Genomic DNA, 19,958 nt, shown 5'->3' on the forward strand with positions numbered 1-19,958 from the left:
TAAACAAAAAACAAAAAAGAAAATTGCTCCCCTCATCACATAAAGTAATAAGTAGGGAGCAATTTTCTTTTATATTTACACTTTAAAAGTATTATCGTCCTTTTTTAAAGAGCCCAAAAATGATTCTACATGGACGATAATGAAAAGTCAAGAACTACAGTTCTTCCTCTTCTTCTTCTTCAGTTTCATCATACTCAAGTTCTTCTTCAGCGAAGTCATCTTCATCTTCGTCTAAATCATCAAGATCATCGTCGTCTCCGTCTTCGTCTTCAAGAACCTTGTCCAAATCTTCTACATCTTCATCTTCGTCTTCATTTCCGTCTACATCATCAAAGTCATCTTCATCTTCTTCAATGTAGTCGTCAAAACCGTCTTCTTCAACTTTACGTTTCTTCTTCGGTTTTGGTTGAGGCAAGATTTCTTCATCAATTTGCTCGTATGGGTACCAGCTGCGTAGCCCCCAACGATTTTCTCCTAAATTAATGAAACGTCCATCGATGTTTAAGTCTGTATAAAATTGTGCGATTTTCGCATTAACTTGCTCTTGAGATAGTCCCAGCACTTGAGCGATTTCTTGAACCAACTCGTTGAATGTCGTTGCTTGTTTTTTATCCCCTAAAACGCTATGTACAACTTCAATCATTGAACATTCTTTTAGCTCTTCTGGTGAATATTGCTTAAAATCCACTTATGCGGCACTTCCTTTCATCAAATATAACCTTATATATAACGGCCTGCTTAAAAAAATCCATACTATTCATTATAAACAAAAGTCGCACAAATATGCTACAAAAAAAACGGGAAACTTTTATAGGGCAGTAAAATTATAATTTGTGCATTCCTTATTTCGGAAGCATATGGGCCCCTTGTAATACATACCTAATTTGCATTTCTGTATATTCTTCGAGCGTATATAGCTTTTGCAACGCCCAACGTCGAAATCCCCACATCTGTCCTTGTATAAAAATATTATGCGCAAGAAGCTGTATTTCTTTTTTATTTAATGTAAATGTTCCATTTTCCGTACACTGTTCTAAAATATTCTCAAACATTCCTACCATTTGAAACTCCTTTTCTAATACATACGGGAGTGATTCTTTCGGTAAAAAGCGTACCTCTTGATACATTATTAATACTTCTTCTTGCAATTCGTCCATCACTTTAAAATAATTCGTTATTGCTATCTTTAAACTTTCTATACTTCCTTTTTCTGTACAAACTACTTCCTCTAATCTTTCTTTTACATGTTCATAAATACTATCACAAACTAAATACAAAACATCATCTTTTGTACGAATGTATTCATAAAGCGTTCCAATACTAAATCCAGCTGCCTTTGCAATCTCTCTCGTTGTTGTACGCGGAAATCCTTTTTGCTTAAACAATTGCACTGCACCTTTAATCATTTGTTCACGTCTTAACGCAACTAATTTCTCATCTTTCACTGATGCGTGCACATTATGTTTAACCATCCCCTTCACCTCTCTATTATTTTTTGGAAGGAAAAAGCGTAGGAAAATACCTACGCCTTTGATCCTACTTCGTTAACATACGAGAAATTACGAGCCTTTGAATCTCTTGTGTTCCTTCATATATCTGTGTAATCTTTGCATCTCGCATGTATCGCTCTACTGGATAATCTTTCGTATAACCGTAACCACCAAATACTTGTACCGCTTCAGTCGTCACCTTCATTGCTGCATCACCTGCAAATACTTTTGACATCGCCGACTCTTTACCATAAGGAAGTCCTTCTGATTCCAGCCAAGCTGCTTGATATGTTAGAAGACGCGCCGCCTCCACATCCGTTGCCATATCTGCAAGTTTAAAGCCAATCCCTTGCTGCGCCGCTATCGGCTTCCCAAACTGATGACGCTCTCTTGCATATTCTACTGAAGCATCTAAAGCCCCTTGTGCAATGCCAACCGCTTGCGCCGCAATACCGTTACGGCCACCATCTAATGTTTGCATCGCTATCTTAAACCCTTGTCCTTCTTCCCCTAGTAAATTTTCTACAGGAATACGGCAATCTTCGAACATAATTTCAGTTGTTGGTGAAGAGCGAATCCCTAACTTGCTTTCCTTCTTCCCAACTGAGAATCCTGGTGTATCACTTTCCACAATAAACGCGCTCGTACCACGCTGCTTTGATTCAGGATCAGTTAACGCGAATACAACATAAATGTCGGCAATACCGCCATTTGTAATAAATATTTTCGATCCATTTAAAACATAATGGTCTCCGTCTCTCTTGGCGATTGTCTTCATTCCACCAGCATCCGATCCAGACCCTGGCTCCGTTAAGCCGTATGCACCAATTTTCTTTCCTTCAGCCATCGGTCGTAAAAACATTTGCTTTTGCTCTTCTGTTCCAAATTTAAAAATTGGCCAACCAGCAAGTGAAGTATGTGCAGACAATGTTACACCTGTAGAAGCACATACGCGTGATAATTCTTCAATAGCAATTACATACGCCAAGTAATCGCTTCCAATTCCGCCGTATTCTTCAGGCCACGGAATTCCGGTTAAACCAAGCTCTGCCATTTGATCAAATAGCGCACGATCAAACCTCTCTTCTTCATCACGTTCAGCTGCTGTCGGTGCTACTTCGTTCTTAGCAAAGTCCCGAACCATTTTTCTTATCATTTCATGTTCTTCTGATAGTTTAAAATGCATGCCCGTCTCCCCCTTGTGCTTTTATAAAGCCCGGCTAATAACAAGTTTCTGTATTTCACTCGTTCCTTCATATATTTGCGTGATTTTCGCATCACGGAAAAATCTTTCTACTGGATAATCTTTCGTATAACCGTAACCACCAAATACTTGTACCGCTTCAATTGCAACTTCAACAGCTGTTTTAGAAGCGAATAATTTCGCAATAGATGCTTCTTTACCACATGGTAATCCTTGCGCTCTTAGCGATGCCGCCCTATATACAAGTAATCGCGCCGCTTCTACGCTAGTTGCCATATCTGCAAGTTTGAAGCCAATCCCTTGCTGCGCCGCAATTGGCTTTCCGAATTGCTCACGTTCTTTCGCATAATCAATCGCACATGCAAGCGCCGCTTCAGCAATCCCTAATGCTTGCGCCCCAATTCCAATTCGTCCAACATCTAAATTCGCCATCGCTACCTTAAATCCTTGTCCTTCTTCACCAAGTAAATTCTCAGCCGGTACCTTCATATCCTCGAACGTAAGTTGTACAGTGCGAGAACCAAGTAGTCCCATTTTATGCTCATCTTTACCGATAATTAAGCCTGGTGTATCTTTCTCTACTATGAATGCAGAAATCCCACTCTTTCCTGCCTCTGGATTTGTAGAAGCGAATACAATATATGTACTTGCTTCACCACCATTTGTAATGAACACCTTCGATCCATTAATGATGTAATGATTGCCTTTCTTCACAGCTCTTGATTTCAAACTTCCTGCATCCGATCCTGCATTTGGTTCTGTTAATGCAAATGCACCTAAATATTCACCAGTCGCAAGTTTAGAAACGTATTTCTCTTTCTGCTCTTCTGTTCCGAAATATAAAATCGGGTTCATTCCAACTGACGTATGTACAGCTAAAATTACACCAACCGTTGCGCTTACCTTTGAAATTTCTTCAATTGCTAAAATGTAAGAAATAAAATCCATTTCTGCCCCACCGTATTTTGCAGGCGCTGGAATTCCCATTAACCCAAGCTCACCCATCTTCTGCAAAATCTCTTTTGGGAATACCCCTTGTTCCATACTAGGAACAAAGGGAGCTATTTCCTTCTGTGCAAAATCCCGAACCATTTTCCTCATCATTTGCTGCTCTTCATTAAAACGAAAGTTCATATATTCCGCCTCCATTTGCTATATATCCTTTAAATAATTTGGTAAGACCACTATTTTGTAACAAAGGGGGCATTTATTCGTAAACGTAGAATCCACGACCTGTTTTACGCCCTAACCATCCTGCATTCACATACTTACGTAATAACGGACATGGGCGATATTTACTATCTCCTAATCCTTCATGCAACACTTCCATAATGTATAAACACGTATCTAAACCGATAAAATCAGCGAGTGTCAAAGGCCCCATCGGATGGTTCATACCAAGCTTCATGACTTCATCAATTGCTTCTTTCGTCGCTACACCTTCATATAACGTATAAATTGCTTCGTTAATCATCGGTAATAAAATACGGTTCGATACAAATCCTGGGAAATCATTTACTTCAACTGGTACTTTGCCAATTTTCTTCGTAATATCCTCAATTGTTTCGTATACCGCATCATCGGTAGCCAAACCACGAATAATTTCAACAAGCTTCATAACTGGAACTGGATTCATAAAGTGCATACCGATTACTTTTTCCGGACGCTTCGTTACCGCTGCAATTTCTGTAATTGGCAGAGATGACGTATTCGTCGCTAAAATTGCGTGTTCTGGAGCAATTTCATCTAAATTCGCAAAGATTTTCTTTTTAATATCCATTTTCTCAACAGCTGCTTCAATAATAAGATCTGCTTCCTTCACACAATCTAAATCAAGCGTTACTGCAAGACGATTTAATGTCGCTTCCTTTTCTTCTTCCTTCATGCGTCCTTTTTCTACTTGGCGCGCTAAGTTTTTCGTAATGATAGCCAATCCTCTATCTAATTGCTCTTGCTTTAAATCTTGTACCTTCACGTCATATCCTGCCATTGCACATACTTGTGCAATTCCTGATCCCATTTGCCCTGCACCAATTACAACAATGTTTTGTACACCCATTTTTTCTTCCCCCTTAATTGTTAATAAATTTTATACCCTCGAACTTTAATTAGTGAACTTCAATCATCACTGCATCACCTTGGCCACCACCGCTACAGATCGAAGCAATACCAATTCCGCCGCCGCGTTGCTTCAGTGCATGGATTAGTGTAACGATAATGCGCGCTCCGCTTGCTCCAATCGGATGCCCCATCGCCACTGCGCCGCCATTTACATTCAATTTTTCTGGGTCAATTCCCGCAATCTCTGTACTTGCAATTGCTACTGCTGCAAATGCTTCATTAATCTCGAATAAATCGATGTCTTCAATTGTCTTTCCTGTTTTTTCAAGCAATGCGTTAATTGCATAACCTGGCGTTCTCGGGAAATCTTTAGACTCCACTGCAATTGCTGTATGTGCCAAAATTGTCGCTAACGGCTTTCTTCCTTCTTGCTTCGCTCTCTCTTCGCTCATTAATACAAGTGCAGCACCACCATCGTTTAAGCCTGGTGCATTACCAGCTGTCACTGTCGCTGTTTTATCAAATACAGGTTTTAATTTTGCTAACTTTTCAATTGTTGTATCCGCGCGTGGCGCCTCATCTTTTGCAACGACAATAGGATCGCCTTTTCTTTGCGGAATCGTTACTGGCACGATTTCCTCTTCAAACCGTCCTTCTTTATGTGCTGAAACCGCACGCTGGTGGCTACGATATGCCCATTCATCTTGCGCTTCGCGAGAAATTCCATCTTCCTTCGCAACTTCTCCGCCATAAACACCCATGTGTATACCTGAAAATGCGCATGTTAAACCGTCAGCAACGTTTAAATCAACGACTTCGTTGTTGCCCATTCTGTATCCCCATCTTGCTCCTCTTAAAATGTAAGGACTGTTACTCATCGACTCCATACCACCAGCTACAATCAATGATTGATCACCAGTACGAATAATTTGATCCGCTAACGTAACCGCACGAAGCCCCGATGCACAAACTTTATTCACTGTTTCCGTCTGCACTTCCCAAGGGATTCCAGCAGCCCTTGCCGCTTGGCGCGATGGAATTTGTCCCTGCCCACCTTGAATAACCGTTCCGAATATAACTTCCTCAACATCACTAGCAGCAACATTTGCTCTTTCAAGCGCCGCTTTAATTGCAATCCCTCCAAGTTCTGTTGCTTTTACATCTTTTAAAGATCCACCAAATTTCCCAACCGGTGTTCTTGCAGCACTTAAAATAACAGTTTTACTCATATTTCTTTCCCCCATTTCTTTTTATCACTGAGCGTGCGCTCGGTGTTCCTACGTTGAGAAGAGGTGCAATAATTGCACCTCTTTCTAAAGTTGTATGCATTCCTACAAACTAGATTGCTTCTTTCTTCTGTCCAATCACTGAGCGTTCTAAAATCTCTGTTATATCGAGAGTTTGAACTTTCTCTTCAACTTCTTTCGCTTTCGTCCCATCACTAATCATCGTTAAGCAATAAGGACATCCTGTACCGATAATGGATGGCTGTACAGCTAATGCTTGTTCTGTACGAGCAACGTTAATGCGAGAACCTGTTGTTTCCTCCATCCACATTAAGCCACCACCTGCTCCACAGCACATTCCCGTTTCACGGTTACGTGCCATTTCTACAAGGTTCACACCAGGAATCGCTTTCAAAATGTCTCGTGGCGCTTCGTATACTTCGTTGTATCTTCCTAAGTAACAGGAATCATGGTACGTAACTGTTTCCTCAATAGCGTGAACCGGTTTTAAGCGTCCTTCTTTCACCCACTGAGCTAGCAGTTCTGTATGATGATAGACTTCTGCTTGCAAGCCAAAGTCCGGATACTCATTTTTAAATGTGTTATAAGCATGAGGGTCAATCGTAACGATTTTCTTCACTCCTGCTTTTTCAAATTCCTCGATATTTTTTGTCGCCATCTCTTGGAAGACAAATTCATTTCCAAGGCGGCGCGGTGTATCTCCAGAGTTCTTTTCCTTATTACCGAGTATCGCAAATGAAATGCCTGCTTCGTTCATCAACTTCGCAAACGAAATCGCAATCTTCTGACTACGATTATCATATGACCCCATTGAACCAACCCAGAATAAATATTCGAACTCCTCGCCAGCTTTCGATTTTTCTTTTACAGTTGGAACCGTTACTTCATCATCACCTTGGCGCCAAGTTTCACGCTCTTTACGGTTTAGACCCCACGGATTCCCTTGACGCTCGATGTTTGTCATCGCACGCTGCGCTTCCGCATCCATCTTTCCTTCTGTTAAAACAAGATAGCGGCGTAAATCAATAATTTTATCAACATGCTCATTCATAACCGGACACTGATCCTCACAGTTACGACACGTTGTACAAGCCCAAATCTCTTCTTCTGTAATAACATCTCCGATTAAACTCGGATCGTAAGCGAGTGTTGTGGCTGCAGATTCTTGTTGTCCTTTCCCAGCTGCCATCATCGCTAACTGATTTCCTTGTGTATTATTAAAAGCAACTACCGGAACCCACGGTGCTTTTGATGTCACTGCAGCTCCTTTATCAGTCAAATGATCGCGAAGTTTTAAAATCAAATCCATCGGCGATAACATTTTCCCTGTTCCTGTTGCCGGACACATATTTGTACAACGACCACACTCTACGCAAGCGTATAAATCAATAAGCTGATTTTGTCTAAAGTCTTCGATTTTACCAACACCAAATGTTTCTTGTGTTTCATCTTCAAAGTCAATCTTTTCAAGTTTCCCTGGATTTGAAAGACGGCCGAAGAAAACGTTAGCTGGTCCCGCAATTAAATGCGCGTGTTTCGATTGTGGAACATAAACTAAAAACGTTAACAAAATTAGTAAATGCACCCACCAAGAGAAATAGAACACAGAAATGGCTGCGGTTTCATTTATCCCTGAGAAAACGTAAGCGATTGCAGAAGCGATTGGCTCACTCCATGAAAGCTCCTCGCCATGCCATATAATTCCCATCCCATTACCGAGTAGCACAGAAATCATTAAGCCACCGATAAAGATAAGAACAAGGCCTGATTTGAAATTACGTTTTAAACGAACTAGCTTCTCAACATAACGTCGATGAAAAGCCCAAAAGACTGCAATTAAAATAACAAGTGTGACAATTTCCTGGAAGAATGTAAATGCAGGGTATAGTGGTCCAAGTGGAAGATGTGATCCTGGTGCGAGTCCTTTCCAAACGAAGTCAATTGCTCCAAATTGGACAAGAATAAATCCATAAAAGAACATAACGTGAATAATGCCGCTCTTTTTATCTTTCAGCAGCTTTTTTTGACCGAAAACATTGACCTTAAGGAGATCCCAACGCTCTTTAAAACGACGGTCAAATTCAATCTTTTTTCCTAACTGTATGTAGGCCATCCTCGTTCGTATAAGATACACAAACAAATATCCCGCATAAGCAATAACAGCAATGGCAGCCAGCCAATTCATGATCAGTAAGCTATTCATTTTTATGCTACCCCTCTCTTTGTAAGCCCTCTTTCTTTTTTAGAATCTTCAAAAACATATAATTTTCTGAATTTTATCCCCTACCTTCATTATATAATGAGTGAGCATTCAGTCAACAGTTTTTTGTTATACAACAACATATTTTTTAATAAAGCTGTTTATTTCGGTGAAACTATAAAGTGAAACTTTAATCAGTAGAAGTTATTTACTCCTTACTAATTATTAGGCCACAAATAACAGGATAAAATGAATGTTTGATTTATAAAAAACAAATGGTGAAAAGACCGTGAAGGAGGGAATTTACTCATGTTCTTCTTATCTCTCTTATTAGTAGGTAGCACTCTCTGGATTGTAATTGATCTTTCTTATGGGAGAATTATTCATTTAAAGCGTGTACGTTCTCGTTCTTTCCCTTTACGTCAAAGTGATTTTCACCTTTATACATACGGAAAAGATTTGTATGACGCTCTATTTACTGATATAAAACAGGCGAAACACCATGTGCACGTTTTGTTCTTCATTGTAAAAAACGATAAAATCAGCCGGGAATTTTTAAAGTTACTTATTGATAAGGCAAAGGAAGGAATCGAAGTAAGACTTCTACTCGATCGATTGGGAAGCCATCATTTATCAAATGAGGCCATTCGCTCCCTACAAAAACATGGTGTCTCTTTTTCATTTTGTCACAAAGTAAAGTTTCCTTTTCCTTTCTTTTCTGCAAATCAAAGAAACCATAGAAAAATTACAGTTATCGACGGGAAAATTGGTTATATTGGTGGATTTAATATTGGAGAAGAATATTTAGGGCATAATCAAAAATTAGGATTATGGCGCGATTATCACTTACGTCTTACAGGAGAAGGAATACAAGATTTACAAAAGCAATTTTTACATGATTGGCTGGACGATACAGGTCAAAATTTATTAGAGGCATCTCTTTATTTTCCTAAACAACAACCAGGAACCATTCTGCATCGTTTTATCCCTACTGATGGGGCCTACTTGCAAAATACATTTTTATATTTAATTGAAAGCGCAGAAAAAGAACTCTTTATCGGTACACCATATTTCATTCCTGGAAGAAAAATTATGAATGCATTATTAAAAGCGCGACAACGCGGGGTTCAAATCACGATTCTCGTTCCAGAAAAAGCGGATCATCCCCTTGTTCGAGAAGCAAAATTCCCATATTGCCGAAAGTTAATACAAGCTGGCTGTAATATTTACGCATTTCAACAAGGGTTTTTTCACGCTAAAGTTATTATAGTTGATGACTACATCTGTGATATCGGAACTGCAAACTTTGATATGAGAAGTTTATATATTAACCATGAAATCAACTGCCTTTTATATGATGAACATTTTATACAAACAGTAAAAAATAAATTCCACGAAGATCTAGAAAATGCGTCATTACTTTCCTTGAAAGATGTTAGTCCGAATTCCCTCATTAATAGAGGCAAAGAATGGATAGGAACAATACTTGCTTTCTTTCTATAGGAAAGATAATGCATAAAGGAGATGTATTCATTATGATTATGCGTTTCGGATATGTCTCACATGCAATGGCACTCTGGGACTGTTCTCCGGCTAAAACGATGACATTTACAAGCTTTCAAAAGCTTAGTAAACAAGAACGAGAAGATAAATTATACGATGTTACGCGGCAGAATCTTGAGCATACAATACGTATTCTTCATTACAATATAGCGCATGAAATTCCATTATATCGCTTATCTTCTTCCATCGTCCCACTTGCAACACATCCCGAAGTCGAGTTTGATTACATCGGTTTGTTCACACCGCTTTGGCGTAAAATTGGGGCATTAATTAAAGAACATAATTTACGAGTAAGTTTTCATCCAAATCAATTTACACTATTTACAAGCGATAAGCCACACATTACAACTAACGCTATTACAGATATGACTTATCACTATAAAGTATTAGATGCAATAGGAATTGCAGATTCTTCTTATATTAACATCCACGTAGGTGGTGCCTACGGAAATAAAGAAAAAGCGGTTGAACGTTTCCATGAAAACATAAAAAAACTTCCTGCACATATAAAGAGGCAAATGACACTTGAAAATGATGATAAAACATATACAACTGCTGAAACTTTATCTATTTGCCAAAAAGAAAAGGTTCCATTTGTATTTGATTATCATCATCACATGGCAAATCTTTGCGAAGAACCGTTAGAAGAGTTACTTCCTGCAATTTTTGAAACTTGGGCACATACAAATATCCTTCCTAAAGTTCATATTTCCTCCCCTAAATCAAAAAAAGAATTTAGGGCTCACGCGGAATATATTGATTTAGAGTTTATTAAACCTTTCTTACACGTTGCAAAAAAAATCAATCATAATTTCGATATTATGATTGAAAGTAAACAGAAAGATTTAGCGATGCTGCAATTCATACATGAATTATCCGCTATAAGAGGAATAAAAAGAATAAATAGCTCAACATTACAATGGTAAATTGTAATGTTGAGCTATTTTTTTCAAAAAAAGTAATTTTTTTAGTAAAAAACACCCTATTTTATATGCTATGATTGGAATTAGCATTTTCCACCTGTGATTCAACTTTATTGAAACGGAGTCATAATATGATCAATCAAAAAAAATATGTACACTTTGTTATGATATATATAATTATATTTTCTCTTTGGATATTTCTTATTCCTAAGAACTTGAATATAAAAGAAATTGGAATTCTCTTCTTATTTTGTTTTGCTGCACTCTTTTCTTGCTATTGTTTATATAAAGCTATTAAGAAAATGAAGCGCGGTGATAAATTATTTTGGGTTTTATTACTATGCACTTGCCTATGTGGATTGACAATGGAGATAACTTTATTTCTTCATTCACTTTCTATATATGACCAAGTCATATTCTCATATACGGCATTACCCTTTTTTATCGTACAATATATTTTGCTCTTTTCTGGCTTTGCTATAAAGTTCATAAAACATTACTCCATTAGAGGCCTAGCTCAATTTTCATTCGATAGCATCTTTATCATTATTATGAATATTTATTTTACCTTAACTTTTATTTTGGACCGTTCAAGCTTTCGTATGTTAACAATAGATCATTGGGTTTTAATTGGATACTTTATTGCACAATCATTAGTCATTTACGCCGTTATTAGTCTATATAGACGAGAACAATATTCTGCTAGTAGAATCTCATTAATTATCGGCTTTACTATCATACTTGTATACGGATATATACATCTCTTTCAATTAAACGCAGGGATGGAAACTTCTTCTGAAGTCTCTTACTTAATACATACTGCTTCGATTTTATTAATTGGTTTGTCATCCATACTATATATTTTAAATAAACCAATACAGCATGAAACGAAAGCAAAATATTACCGGTTTGATTATGTACGCTTTATATTACCTTATTTTAGTGTAATCATTACTTTTTCTTTTATTATCTTTCAACCTTGGGATGATAAGTTCATGTTGATCGGTCTAGTATTATCTCTCATCTTATTATTTTTACGACAACTTTATATGTGGAAAGATAATCAGGCACTAATCGATACATACGAGCAGTTGACTACACAACTAGAAGGTAAAGTAGAAGAGGGTGCATCTGCGTTATCAAAGAGTGAACAACGCTATAAATCTTTATTCGAAGATCATCCTGATGCCGTTTTCTCTTTAAATATGCATGGTATTTTCCAACAATCTAATACAGCTTGTGAAAGCCTATTTACCGCCTACTATTGTGAAGTAGAAAGCTATTCTCTTCTACACTTTATTGACTCAAAAGACCATGATCTACTAAAGAAAGCTTTACAAATAACAACAGAAGGTAGACCACAAACTTTAGAAGTTCGCACAAAAGAAAAAGAAGGCTATTACTATTACCTTCACATTACCCTCATTCCTACTTTCATAAACAAAGAAGTTGTTGGAATGTTCGGCATAGCACGTGATATTACAACTTTATATGAAAAACAAAAACAAGTAGAACATTTAGCCTTTCATGATGCACTTACTGGATTACCAAATCGCCGAAAGTTTGAAAAAGATTTAAAAAACATTTTAAATACAGCTCAAACTAGCGTCAATGATGTTGCCGTCATGTTCCTTGATTTAGATCGATTCAAAAAAATTAACGATAGACTCGGACACGACGTCGGAGATTTATTATTAATTGAAGTAGCAAAAAGATTACGCAGTTGCTTACGTTCAAAAGATATCGTTGCTCGCCAAGGCGGAGATGAGTTTACAATTCTATTACCAGATATGTACTCAGAAAAAAGTGCGGCTTTTATTGCTGAACAGATTTTAAATATTTTAAACAAACCATTCTTCATTCAAGGCGAAGAACTGTCTATTACACCGAGTATCGGAATTGCAATGTACCCTGATTATGGAACAGATGTAACAGAATTAATGAAAAATGCTGATATGGCTATGTATCGCGCGAAGGCAAATGGAAAAAATCGATTTGTTTTCTTCTCAAAAGAAATAAGTATTGCTCAAAATGAAATCCAATTTTTAGAAGGCGAACTTGCAAAAGCATTACAACAAAATGAATTTTTCCTTGAATACCAGCCGCAAGTAAGCACAAAAACAAAACAAATTATCGGTTTTGAAGCATTACTTCGTTGGAAACATCCAAAGCTTGGTATCGTATCCCCGGCCCAATTTATTCCGCTAGCAGAGGAAACTGGATTCATTATTGAACTTGGAAATTGGATTTTGCGTACCGCTTGCTTAGAAGCAAAAAGATGGCATAATCAAGGTTTTTCTCACTTAAAAGTCGGTGTAAATTTATCTGTTGTTCAATTTAACCATGCAAATTTAATACCAACTATTTCAAAGGTTTTAGAGGAAACAGAGTTAAAACCAGAAGCACTAGATATTGAAATTACAGAAAGTATCGCTATTAATCAAAATCAATCTGTAGTTGCAAAATTAGAACAGCTTCAAAATCTTGGTATTCAAATTTCAATTGATGATTTTGGAACTGGTTATAGTTCTTTAGCTTATTTAACAAAATATCCAATCAATACATTAAAAATTGCTCGGGAATTTATTTGCGGAATTACAACTAGCCCTTTAGAAGAAGCGATTATTTCTTCCATTATTACACTATCCAAAGAACTAAATTTAGAAGTTATTGCAGAAGGTGTAGAGACCGAAGAACAATGGAAGTTTTTATATGAGCAAAACTGTGACCACATTCAAGGATTCTTTATTAGCAAGCCTGTTTCTAGTAAAGACGTTTGGAGGTTACTCCACAAAAAAACAACCGTCTAAGTAAGACGGTTGCTTTTTTTAATATTCAAAAGGTAGGTCCGAAGCTAATTGTACCTCTTGATCATTATGAGAAATTACTTGGCTTTTCTCTAAAGCTGTATCTGTTAATGAAATACCCCATGCCATTGCTAACGTTAATAAACTACCAATAAGTAATTTTTTCATATTCCATCACCCACATTTTTTCTTTTAATATATCATGAAAATTTATCCATGCCGTATGCAATTATGCATATCCATTTTTTAGGGTTATTCATTGATTGATTTTATTTACGATTGCCTCTTTATATGCATGCATTTCTAATATATCAAAAAAGAAACTTGCTTTCTTATATGTATCTTCAATCTCTGCCTCATCATACTCCAACTTTTCTAGACATTCACCTCTTTGATAGTACAGCTGCCCAATTAATGCCATACTATTAATTCGGCAAGATATTTCAATCGCCTTATTCACTTGATATAAGGCTTGTTCATATTGATTATCTAAGTATAATGCTTTTGCATGATTATATCTTACCTTCACGTCGAATTCTTCATTATCATGCAATGACTCTAATTGTTTCAATATACCTTCAAATAACTCAATACTCTTCTTAAAATAGCCATTTTCAGCATAAATATTTGCGATTGCATTTTCTATATAGAGGTTTTGGTATACATCTATTCCAGCTAATTGTTGGTTTAACAATTTTTTCAATTCTAAAATACAATATTCGTAATCAATCTTCTTCAATATGTAAGCTGCTACATGATATTGCCATTGAAGAAACTGCTGGAATTCGGGATGATATTCTTCCTTTTTCAGCTCATTCCATACTCTATTATAAATCTCTTTATATTTTTTTTGCTTACATAGCGTAATGACTTGATCTTTAAACTGCTTTTTTCTTTCAATATCAGAATAAACAAGTACCTCATAAAAGTGAATAATGGGAACTTGTAATTTCGCTGCGATACCTTGCAATATATCCATACTTGGGTACACTGCACCTGATTCAATTCGGCTCACTTCCGATTGATGACATATGTTCTCCGATAACTGTTTTTGTGTTAATCCCCTCATTACCCTAATTTTCTTAATTTCACTTCCTAATTTTTCTGCGTGCATACTTACTCACCATCCCATTAGAACAATCTAATTTGTTAAGTTGTCATACCACTACAATAATGTGAATTCGACAATTTTTGATATGAAATAATGCATAATATATATAAGATTCGGCAAATTTTCCATACAATTCATCTCACTTATAGTAATAGATTCGGAGTTTTATAGATAAATTATAGAAAACTTACCTATGCTTTCGTTACATTCGCTCTTCTTTATCCTTTATTAGCAGAAGCCATTCACACCCAAGAATTAGACAAAAATAAAGTAAAAATCGACATTGCTCAGCCTAGTTTAACAATTTAAAAATTAACACAACCTCAAAATAATATGAAAAAATATAACGAAAAAGTAGTTAAAAGGTGAGATAAACGAGGCTAAAGCTCAACAAGAGTGAGTGACAGCTGAAATGCATGTAGATTCCCAACCTACCAATAAAGATACAAAAGAAAATCAAAGCGAAGTTCGCCTTGCACAAACTTACAAAAACTATAAAATATATAGTCAAGATTTCATTGTAAAAGTAGATAAAAATGGAGTAATTACAACTATTAGTGGCAAAGTGGTCCAAAATTTAGACCAACAACTTAATCTAACTATAACAAATTTTTTGTCGAAAAATGAAGTAAAATCTTCATTACGTACTACACTTCAACTTCCAAGCCATTCAACCGAGACGGAATTCTCTAATGAAACTGTTGTGTACAAGAAAAAAAGAAGTTTACCATTCATAGGTAAACTTCTTTTCATATCCATCCCTTTTCTTCCGCAATTGTAATTGCCTCAATTCTATTTTTCGCATCAAGCTTCGTTAATACTTCAGAAATATAATTACGTACTGTACCAGGTGAAAGATAAAGTGTCTTTGCAATTTCATTTGCTGTCTTTCCTTCTTTCGCAAGTAGCAATACTTCTTTTTCACGATCTGATAACGGATTTTGCTCCTGCCATAAACCGAACATTAAATCTTGAGAGATCTCTCGTTTACCTTTCATTACGTTGCGAATCGATGCAGCTAAATCCTCGCTTGGGCTATCTTTTAATAAATATCCGTGCACACCAGCTTTCATTGCTCGTTCAAAATATCCAGGGCGCGCAAATGTTGTTAAAATCATTACTTTACATGCCGATTTTTCTTTCTTCAACGTTTCTGCAACATCTAATCCGCTTTGAATTGGCATTTCAATATCCATAATGCTTACATCAGGTTTTAACGATTCGATTAGTTTCAGCGCCTCTTCTCCGTTCGCTGCTTGCCCAATTACTTCAATATCATCTTCTAGATCAAGTAGGGCTCCTAACGCACCACGAAGCATTCGCTGATCTTCTGCAATAATAATTCGAATCATGCCTTCACCTCATCTTTTCCTGTTCTAATAACAACTGGAACTTTTACTGTTAATAGTGTTCCTGGATTAATCGTACCCAGTTCAACAAATCCATCAATAAGAGCGATTCGCTCCTTCATACCACGAATACCATTCCCATCGTGATTTTGATCCGCTAAACCGATTCCGTTATCTTCTACTGTCAAAATCAATTCACCTTGTGATTCTAGTACAGAAACTATGCACCGCGTTGCCTTACTATGCTTTACAACATTCGTAACAGCTTCACGTAAACACATTCCTAAAATATTTTGTTCAATGGGTGATAGTGAACTTGCACTCGTTTCTTGTTTGATCTCTAATTCAACATTAGCAGCTTGTAAGATCGCTTTTATTTGCTCAAGCTCTTCTTCTACCGTAATCATGCGCATATCAGAAATTAATTCCCTTAGCTGTTTTAAAGCAGTTCGAGATGTTTGTGTAATCTCCTTCGCTTCCGCACTTGCGCGCTCTGGATTTTTGACGATTAGCTTTTCAACAAGCTGACTTTTCAACGTAATAAGAGATAGCGTATGCCCTAACGTATCATGAAGATCCCTTGCAATACGCTGCCTCTCTTCACGTTTTACTAAGTCCTTAATTTGCTCGTTCGCTTCGTTTAATTGATTTCTTAACATCTTTTTCTGATTAAAATTGCGCATACCAAATGGTGTAAGAAGCATTAAAATAAACATCGGAACGATATTTACTAAACTTGTCGGTGTTAGTTGATTCATATTTACAAATACAAATGCTCCAAGCATTACAACTAACAAACATAGTAATATCCGAAATACTTTCTTACTTGGTGCAAATCCCATCGCACTTGCCGTGAAAAAGCCAAAGAATATCATGAAGGGATTATAAAATAAAGCAAATAAATAGATGAGCACCATCTGTATACATGCCCACAAAACAAACGTCTTCTGAACAAAATAAAGTTGACGGTATGTGATAATAAAAAGTATCAACATACCGCTCCCTAGCACAAGCTTCCATCCTGACACTTGCGCTAAATGGTAAATTGGAAATAATAAATACACAAGAAACATATACGGAAAGAATCCCATATGTTTCGGAAAAATCTCAATCCTCTTCTTCTCTATCATTTATACCGCTTCCTGTCTTTTTCTTATATATATTGATACTACAACAAATATAAGGAAATAGCCTCCTAATACCGCGATGTTTTCCCAACCAATTGATTTTCCAGCTACAATATCCCATGCACCGCTTCCAAAATGATATGTTGGTGTCCATTCACTAATAGATCTTAATATTTTCGGAAATACTTCGATCGGCATCCATAGACCACCAAGAATTGCTAAACACATATTTAAAATATTCGCTAAGCCCGCAGCAGCATCCGCCTTCTTAATAGAACCTATTACTGTCCCTAACGCTAAAAATGGTGTCACACCTAACAACAACCATAACCCAGCTCCAATCCATTGCCCTACTGTTAACTCAACATGATTAATTAATATTCCTGCGATAAAGATAACTAAGATTGAAAAAGCATTCACTACAGTTTGAGCGATGATTTTAGCTGTTATATATGCTCCCTCTGGAAGTGGTGTAATTTTTAAAAGATGTGTCCAACCCTGCCCTTTTTCTTGAGAAATTCTCACACCAAAACTAAAAAGTGCTGTCCCTACAATACTGAACGTTGCCATTGAGATTAAATAATGTGCTTTCCACGCATCTCCGTTTTGTGGCACTTGAACCACATTTGTGAAAATGTAATAGAACATAACTGGCATTAATAATGAGAAAAAGATAAACAATTTATTACGAAACGTACGTAAAATTTCTATTTTGCATTGCATCCATAAAGCTCTCATGCGATTTCCCCCTCCTGATTTGTGATAAACTGTTCAAATGCTTCATCAAGGCTTCCACGTTCAACAGAAACATCTGTTACAGGTAAGTTCTTTTCATAAATTGCTCTTAACGTTGCATCTGTATCTTCTGTTGCTAAAGTGAAGTGTCCTTCTTTTGATTGTACTTCTGTTACATTTGGTAATTCTTTTAGTAATTTTGCAGGAATACTTTCCTTCGAATAAAATGTAATTGTTTTTCGGGAAATCGTCGCTTTCATCTCATCTGGCGTACCGTCTGCGATAATCTTTCCATTCGCAAATAATAAAATACGATTTGCTAATACATCTGCTTCTTCTAAATAATGCGTCGTTAAAATAATCGTTTTCCCTTCACTTGCTAACTTTCGAATCGTTTCCCAAAACGTTCTTCGAGACGTAATGTCCATTCCGACTGTCGGCTCATCTAAAAATAACAAATCTGGATTTCCTGCAAGTGCGAGTGCAAAATTTAACCTTCTCTTTTGACCACCTGATAATTTCTCGCATCTTTGCTTTCTCTCTGATTTTAAATTCGATAACTGTAGCAACGTTTCTTTCGCTATCGGATTCGTATAATAGCTGCGGAATAACTCAATTGCCTCTTCCACTGTAATGCTATCAATGACACTTACTTCTTGTAGCATCGCGCCGATTCTATTACGAACATCTCTATGCTTTGGACTCTTTCCAAATGTAGAAACCGTTCCTTCCGTCGGATCCTTTAATCCAAGCATCATCGACATCGTCGTCGTTTTCCCTGCACCATTCGGCCCAAGCAGTGCTACGATTTCTCCTTTATTCACATGAAATGAAACGTTATTTACTGCTTTTTTATATTTAAATGTTTTAGAAACACTATTTACTTCAATAATCTTTTCCATCTCTCCACCCCCGCTGTTTCTTATATTTACATTGTATTACTTGGAAAACTTAGGAAACAGTATGATGCGTCATGACATCGATATGACAATTGTCATGTATTCTTTATGAGAGGAATCAATACGCATACTGCAAGCAAGTAGCAGGATGAAAATAAACATGATACAATCGGGTAAGATATATATTCGAGGAAGGACAGTGGTTTTCATGATTATTCGTAATGAACAAGATTTAGAAGGCTTACGAAAAATCGGCCGCATCGTTGCGCTTGCACGTGAAGAAATGAAAAAAGAAGCGAAGCCAGGTATGACAACGAAAGAGCTTGATTTGATCGGTAAAAAAGTATTAGATGAGCATGGTGCTATTTCTGCACCTGAAAAAGAATATGATTTCCCTGGCGTAACTTGCATCAGTGTAAACGAAGAAGTTGCTCACGGTATTCCAGGTGATCGTGTATTAAAAGAAGGCGACCTTGTAAATGTCGACGTATCTGCAGCACTTGATGGTTATTATGCAGATACAGGTATTTCATTTGTACTTGGAGAAGATGAAGCAAAAGAAAAGCTTTGCCAAGCAGCTGTTGATGCCTTTTGGGCAGCAATGAAAAAGGTGAAAGCTGGTTCAAAACAAAACCAAATTGGTCGTGCCGTTTCAAACTTTGCACATAAAAATGGATACAATGTTATTCAAAACTTAACTGGTCACGGTATTGGTCTTAGCTTACATGAAGCACCAAACCACATTTTAAGCTATTTTGACCCAATGGATAATGCGCTTCTAAAAGACGGTCTTGTTATCGCTGTAGAGCCATTCATTTCTATGAAAGCTGATCATATTATCGAACGTGGCGATGATGGTTGGACTTTCGTTACACCTGATAAAAGCCTTGTTGCACAATGCGAACATACAGTTGTCGTAACACGCGGCGAACCGATTATTTTAACAGAAGTATAAAAAAGGACGATACATAAAGTATCGTCCTTTTAACGGGGTGAGGCTGTCCAAAAGTACGGAAAACCTTTGAACAGCCTCGTATTTTCATATGGATGCCTTACATATATCACTGATAATAAGTATGAAATGCGGAAACATATTTATCATCACATGATTCAAACATGAGAAAAGAAACCCTATGGGATTCTTTTCCCTACATAATCTAAAGTTTGGGTACACTAGATTCATGCAATGTAGGAGCTTTCCAAACAGAAAGCGAACCTTCGTTTAAAATGATAGCATACATA

16 protein-coding genes and 2 pseudogenes are annotated in these 19,958 nt (G+C 36.9%); 5 read left to right on the forward strand and 13 right to left on the reverse strand.

The window, feature by feature from the left end; all coding sequences use genetic code 11:
* Positions 1–154: 154 nt before the first annotated feature.
* The 7 genes and pseudogenes from rpoE to EKQ63_RS28205 all read right to left on the reverse strand — a co-directional run bounded on the left by rpoE (position 155) and on the right by EKQ63_RS28205 (position 8,205).
* The gene (gene rpoE / locus EKQ63_RS28175; RefSeq protein ID WP_087955180.1) at positions 155–688 is read right to left on the reverse strand and encodes a DNA-directed RNA polymerase subunit delta; all 534 of its coding nucleotides are present in this window, start codon (positions 686–688) and stop codon (positions 155–157) included.
* A gap of 154 nt (positions 689–842) precedes the next feature.
* Positions 843–1,472 carry a TetR/AcrR family transcriptional regulator gene (locus EKQ63_RS28180; protein WP_000238599.1) on the reverse strand — a complete coding sequence of 210 codons (630 nt, stop codon included), beginning with the start codon at positions 1,470–1,472 and terminating at the stop codon, positions 843–845.
* A 64-nt stretch (positions 1,473–1,536) separates the two neighbouring features.
* Positions 1,537–2,676, reverse strand: coding sequence for an acyl-CoA dehydrogenase AcdA (gene acdA / locus EKQ63_RS28185; RefSeq protein WP_143881711.1), 1,140 nt, complete (start codon positions 2,674–2,676; stop codon positions 1,537–1,539).
* Between the two features lie 21 nt (positions 2,677–2,697).
* Positions 2,698–3,828 carry an acyl-CoA dehydrogenase gene (locus tag EKQ63_RS28190; RefSeq protein WP_088326403.1) on the reverse strand — a complete coding sequence of 377 codons (1,131 nt, stop codon included), beginning with the start codon at positions 3,826–3,828 and terminating at the stop codon, positions 2,698–2,700.
* Positions 3,829–3,901: 73 nt separating this feature from the next.
* Positions 3,902–4,753: a 3-hydroxybutyryl-CoA dehydrogenase gene (locus tag EKQ63_RS28195; RefSeq protein WP_088326405.1), complete on the reverse strand. Its 852-nt coding sequence runs from the start codon at positions 4,751–4,753 to the stop codon at positions 3,902–3,904.
* A gap of 49 nt (positions 4,754–4,802) precedes the next feature.
* Positions 4,803–6,084, reverse strand: a pseudogene (locus EKQ63_RS28200) (acetyl-CoA C-acetyltransferase).
* A 9-nt stretch (positions 6,085–6,093) separates the two neighbouring features.
* Positions 6,094–8,205 (reverse strand): (Fe-S)-binding protein, encoded by a 2,112-nt coding sequence (locus tag EKQ63_RS28205; protein WP_143881712.1) that lies wholly within the window; start codon positions 8,203–8,205, stop codon positions 6,094–6,096.
* A gap of 306 nt (positions 8,206–8,511) precedes the next feature.
* On the opposite strand from EKQ63_RS28205, the gene cls reads away from it, so the two are divergent.
* The 3 genes from cls to EKQ63_RS28220 all read left to right on the forward strand — a co-directional run bounded on the left by cls (position 8,512) and on the right by EKQ63_RS28220 (position 13,498).
* Positions 8,512–9,705 (forward strand): cardiolipin synthase, encoded by a 1,194-nt coding sequence (gene cls, locus EKQ63_RS28210; protein ID WP_087955182.1) that lies wholly within the window; start codon positions 8,512–8,514, stop codon positions 9,703–9,705.
* Between the two features lie 32 nt (positions 9,706–9,737).
* Complete coding sequence (gene uvsE / locus EKQ63_RS28215) at positions 9,738–10,691, forward strand: UV DNA damage repair endonuclease UvsE (protein WP_140421170.1); 954 nt, start codon at positions 9,738–9,740, stop codon at positions 10,689–10,691.
* 128 nt (positions 10,692–10,819) lie between these two features.
* Positions 10,820–13,498 (forward strand): DUF4084 domain-containing protein, encoded by a 2,679-nt coding sequence (locus EKQ63_RS28220; RefSeq protein ID WP_143881713.1) that lies wholly within the window; start codon positions 10,820–10,822, stop codon positions 13,496–13,498.
* 18 nt (positions 13,499–13,516) lie between these two features.
* On the opposite strand, the gene papR is transcribed toward EKQ63_RS28220, so the two are convergent.
* Together papR and plcR are read right to left on the reverse strand one after the other, a co-directional pair.
* Positions 13,517–13,663 (reverse strand): quorum-sensing peptide PapR, encoded by a 147-nt coding sequence (gene papR, locus EKQ63_RS28225; RefSeq protein ID WP_000734741.1) that lies wholly within the window; start codon positions 13,661–13,663, stop codon positions 13,517–13,519.
* An 88-nt stretch (positions 13,664–13,751) separates the two neighbouring features.
* A complete protein-coding gene (gene plcR, locus EKQ63_RS28230; RefSeq protein WP_048552869.1) occupies positions 13,752–14,609 on the reverse strand; it encodes a transcriptional regulator PlcR in 858 nt (285 codons plus the stop codon).
* Between the two features lie 168 nt (positions 14,610–14,777).
* Between plcR and EKQ63_RS30410 the strand changes: the two are divergent.
* A pseudogene (locus tag EKQ63_RS30410) lies at positions 14,778–15,324 on the forward strand (M4 family peptidase); the annotation flags it as partial.
* Positions 15,325–15,355: 31 nt separating this feature from the next.
* Here the strand turns inward: EKQ63_RS30410 and EKQ63_RS28245 are convergent.
* Genes EKQ63_RS28245 through EKQ63_RS28260 form a run of 4 tightly spaced genes read right to left on the reverse strand, consistent with a single transcriptional unit; the run spans position 15,356 to position 18,719 of the window.
* The gene (locus tag EKQ63_RS28245; RefSeq protein WP_000619255.1) at positions 15,356–15,958 is read right to left on the reverse strand and encodes a response regulator transcription factor; all 603 of its coding nucleotides are present in this window, start codon (positions 15,956–15,958) and stop codon (positions 15,356–15,358) included.
* Positions 15,955–17,085 (reverse strand): sensor histidine kinase, encoded by a 1,131-nt coding sequence (locus EKQ63_RS28250; RefSeq protein WP_048552867.1) that lies wholly within the window; start codon positions 17,083–17,085, stop codon positions 15,955–15,957. The genes EKQ63_RS28245 and EKQ63_RS28250 overlap by 4 nt, the downstream gene beginning before the upstream one ends.
* On the reverse strand, positions 17,086–17,820 hold the full coding sequence (locus EKQ63_RS28255; protein WP_001202426.1) for an ABC transporter permease: 735 nt from the start codon (positions 17,818–17,820) through the stop codon (positions 17,086–17,088).
* Positions 17,817–18,719, reverse strand: coding sequence for an ABC transporter ATP-binding protein (locus tag EKQ63_RS28260; protein ID WP_087955185.1), 903 nt, complete (start codon positions 18,717–18,719; stop codon positions 17,817–17,819). The genes EKQ63_RS28255 and EKQ63_RS28260 overlap by 4 nt, the downstream gene beginning before the upstream one ends.
* 157 nt (positions 18,720–18,876) lie before the next feature.
* Between EKQ63_RS28260 and map the strand changes: the two genes are divergently transcribed.
* On the forward strand, positions 18,877–19,671 hold the full coding sequence (map, locus tag EKQ63_RS28265) for a type I methionyl aminopeptidase (protein WP_002081265.1): 795 nt from the start codon (positions 18,877–18,879) through the stop codon (positions 19,669–19,671).
* Positions 19,672–19,958 lie beyond the last annotated feature (287 nt).

The sequence above is a fragment of the Bacillus sp. BD59S genome, from assembly GCF_007363175.1.
In the GTDB taxonomy this organism is placed as follows: domain Bacteria; phylum Bacillota; class Bacilli; order Bacillales; family Bacillaceae_G; genus Bacillus_A; species Bacillus_A pacificus.

Bases quoted from the DNA above. Each gene is read 5' to 3' on its own strand.
- EKQ63_RS28180 (WP_000238599.1), bottom strand. From the start codon at position 1,472: ATGGTTAAACATAATGTGCACGCATCAGTGAAAGATGAGAAATTAGTT.
- acdA (WP_143881711.1), bottom strand. From the start codon at position 2,676: ATGCATTTTAAACTATCAGAAGAACATGAAATGATAAGAAAAATGGTT.
- EKQ63_RS28190 (WP_088326403.1), bottom strand. From the start codon at position 3,828: ATGAACTTTCGTTTTAATGAAGAGCAGCAAATGATGAGGAAAATGGTT.
- EKQ63_RS28195 (WP_088326405.1), bottom strand. From the start codon at position 4,753: ATGGGTGTACAAAACATTGTTGTAATTGGTGCAGGGCAAATGGGATCA.
- EKQ63_RS28205 (WP_143881712.1), bottom strand. From the start codon at position 8,205: ATGAATAGCTTACTGATCATGAATTGGCTGGCTGCCATTGCTGTTATT.
- cls (WP_087955182.1), top strand. From the start codon at position 8,512: ATGTTCTTCTTATCTCTCTTATTAGTAGGTAGCACTCTCTGGATTGTA.
- uvsE (WP_140421170.1), top strand. From the start codon at position 9,738: ATGATTATGCGTTTCGGATATGTCTCACATGCAATGGCACTCTGGGAC.
- EKQ63_RS28220 (WP_143881713.1), top strand. From the start codon at position 10,820: ATGATCAATCAAAAAAAATATGTACACTTTGTTATGATATATATAATT.
- papR (WP_000734741.1), bottom strand. From the start codon at position 13,663: ATGAAAAAATTACTTATTGGTAGTTTATTAACGTTAGCAATGGCATGG.
- plcR (WP_048552869.1), bottom strand. From the start codon at position 14,609: ATGCACGCAGAAAAATTAGGAAGTGAAATTAAGAAAATTAGGGTAATG.
- EKQ63_RS28245 (WP_000619255.1), bottom strand. From the start codon at position 15,958: ATGATTCGAATTATTATTGCAGAAGATCAGCGAATGCTTCGTGGTGCG.
- EKQ63_RS28250 (WP_048552867.1), bottom strand. From the start codon at position 17,085: ATGATAGAGAAGAAGAGGATTGAGATTTTTCCGAAACATATGGGATTC.
- EKQ63_RS28255 (WP_001202426.1), bottom strand. From the start codon at position 17,820: ATGAGAGCTTTATGGATGCAATGCAAAATAGAAATTTTACGTACGTTT.
- EKQ63_RS28260 (WP_087955185.1), bottom strand. From the start codon at position 18,719: ATGGAAAAGATTATTGAAGTAAATAGTGTTTCTAAAACATTTAAATAT.
- map (WP_002081265.1), top strand. From the start codon at position 18,877: ATGATACAATCGGGTAAGATATATATTCGAGGAAGGACAGTGGTTTTC.